The organism is Polynucleobacter sp. 39-46-10, assembly GCF_002282275.1.
In genome coordinates this window covers 1-2,075 of sequence record NZ_NCJB01000372.1, presented here as the reverse complement: position 1 = coordinate 2,075, position 2,075 = coordinate 1, and the positions used below count along the sequence as shown (strand labels likewise).

At 47.5% G+C, this 2,075-nt stretch carries 3 protein-coding genes; 2 read left to right on the top strand and 1 reads right to left on the bottom strand.

The features are described from left to right. Positions 1 to 423 (bottom strand): GTPase (locus B7X71_RS15765; RefSeq protein ID WP_293601430.1); only part of this gene is annotated, 423 nt, incomplete at its 3' end. 39 nt (positions 424 to 462) lie between these two features. Between B7X71_RS15765 and B7X71_RS15760 the strand changes: the two genes are divergently transcribed. Then, a complete protein-coding gene (locus tag B7X71_RS15760; RefSeq protein WP_293601429.1) occupies positions 463 to 1,737 on the top strand; it encodes an FAD-dependent monooxygenase in 1,275 nt (424 codons plus the stop codon). After that, a partial coding sequence (locus tag B7X71_RS15755) for a disulfide isomerase DsbC N-terminal domain-containing protein (RefSeq protein WP_293601428.1) occupies positions 1,730 to 2,075 on the top strand: 346 nt, incomplete at its 3' end. The genes B7X71_RS15760 and B7X71_RS15755, both read left to right, overlap by 8 nt.

Below are 2,075 nucleotides of genomic sequence, written 5' to 3'. Positions count from 1 at the left end.
AAAAACAGTAGTTAAGACAGATAAAGCTAGCTCAGTGTCGATCACTACGATATCCGAAATCGGGAAAATCTTGCCAGCCACGTGGATCACGAAGACATCCTCAAAACAGCGCACTAAATGGGTAATAGCGTCGGTTTCACGAATGTTGGCCAGGAATTGGTTTCCCAGGCCCTCACCTTTGGAAGCTCCAGCAACCAAGCCCGCAATGTCGACAAATTCGACAGCTGCAGGCAGGATGCGCTCAGGCTTGACAATCTCAGCCAAAGCGGCAAGACGGGAATCAGGAACCTCAACCACACCCACATTAGGCTCGATCGTGCAGAAAGGATAGTTTTCCGCCGCGATTCCAGCTTTGGTAAGCGCGTTAAAGAGGGTAGATTTGCCGACGTTAGGCAGGCCGACGATGCCACATTTCAAAGACATAGCCGTATTGTAAAGGGCTAGTTTCGATATCATCGAGATATGTCAGAAGTTCAACAAAATTCCTCCGCTAAGTTGCCTAAAAATACCTCCCAAATCCGGGGGGTTGATGTCGTCGTGGTGGGTGGAGGCATAGCAGGCAAGGCTTGCGCATTGGGTCTGGCCCAACTTGGACTTCAAACCATTCAAATTTCCCCCGACCTAGGGCAAGCGGTTCCCGCACCCCACGGCAATCAATGGGGGCAACGCATTTACGCCTTTTCTCCTAGCACCCAAAAATTACTTGCCCATCTACAGATTTGGGATGCAATTGATCACAGCCGGATGCAGCCCGTTCGAGATATGCGGATTTTTGGCGATCGCGGAGAAAAGCAGGATCAACTGCACCTATCTGCTTTTGAGGCTGGTACACCCCAATTAGCCTGGATTGGCGAATCGAATGTGATCGAGCACACTCTAGATCAAGCCTCACGCTTCCAAAATAAATTAGAGCGCATCAGCGATGCAGTCGAAAGTATTGAAGTAGATTCCGATGGGGCAACACTTCACCTCACAAATGGATCCACTCTACGCGCTCAACTCGTCATTGCAGCTGACGGAGCTAACTCACCTATTCGTGCTGAATTGGGCATTTCCACAAAAGAAGAAAGCTACTCACAATGTGCGGTGCTTGCGAATTGGATTTGTAGTAATGCGCATTTAGAAACTGCTTACCAGTGGTTTTTGCCAGGGGGCGATATTGTGGCTATGCTGCCCTTACCGAACAAACAAGTTTCTATGGTGTGGTCTACTTCACCAGAAAATGCAGCGGAACTTTTAAAGCTAGATCAAGCAGCGTGGAATGATCGGTTTTCCTCAATTGCTCACGGAGCAATTCTTGCTCAACTTGGGGCTCTTAGCCTTAATTCAACGCCAGCCGCTTTTCCACTCAGACGAATTCGGGCAAGTCGCTTTATTGGCCCAGATGAAAATCCTAAGGTTGTGCTGATTGGTGATGCTGCCCATGTGATGCATCCCTTAGCTGGCCAGGGCTTGAACCTAGGATTAAGGGATGTGGCAACCCTACTCAATATCTTGAGTCAACGTGAATCCTTCCGACTGCCAAACGATAAAGTTTTATTGCGTCGCTACGAGCGCCAACGTCAAGGTGATACCAGCGCTCTGCTCTGGGTGACAGACAAACTGAAGAAGCTATTTTCAGCAAGTAGTAGCACTGAAAAGCAATTACGCAATTGGGGACTGGGTATCGTCAATCGTAGTCACTTTATTAAACGGCGCCTCATTGAACGCGCCCTTGGAGATACTGATTTTGAATAAATTATTTTCTACAGTTGCCTTAGCTTGCTCTCTCACTTTTTTAGCGGGAGTAGTCAACGCACAATCGGAGCAACAAGTCCGATCTGAGTTACAAAAAAAGATTGGCCCAAACACCAAAATCAAAGGCGTCTCTCAATCACCCATTCCGGGAATATATGAGGTCTTGGTTGGAAATGATGTGTTTTATACCGATGCAAACAGTAAATACTTAATCCAGGGTGAAATCATTGAGATAGCCACAGGAAAAAATATTACCGAACAAAAGCAAGCAGACCTGAATCGCATCAGGTGGTCTGAGCTCAATCCAGCGAATGCCTTAAAAGCAGTGCGTGGTAATG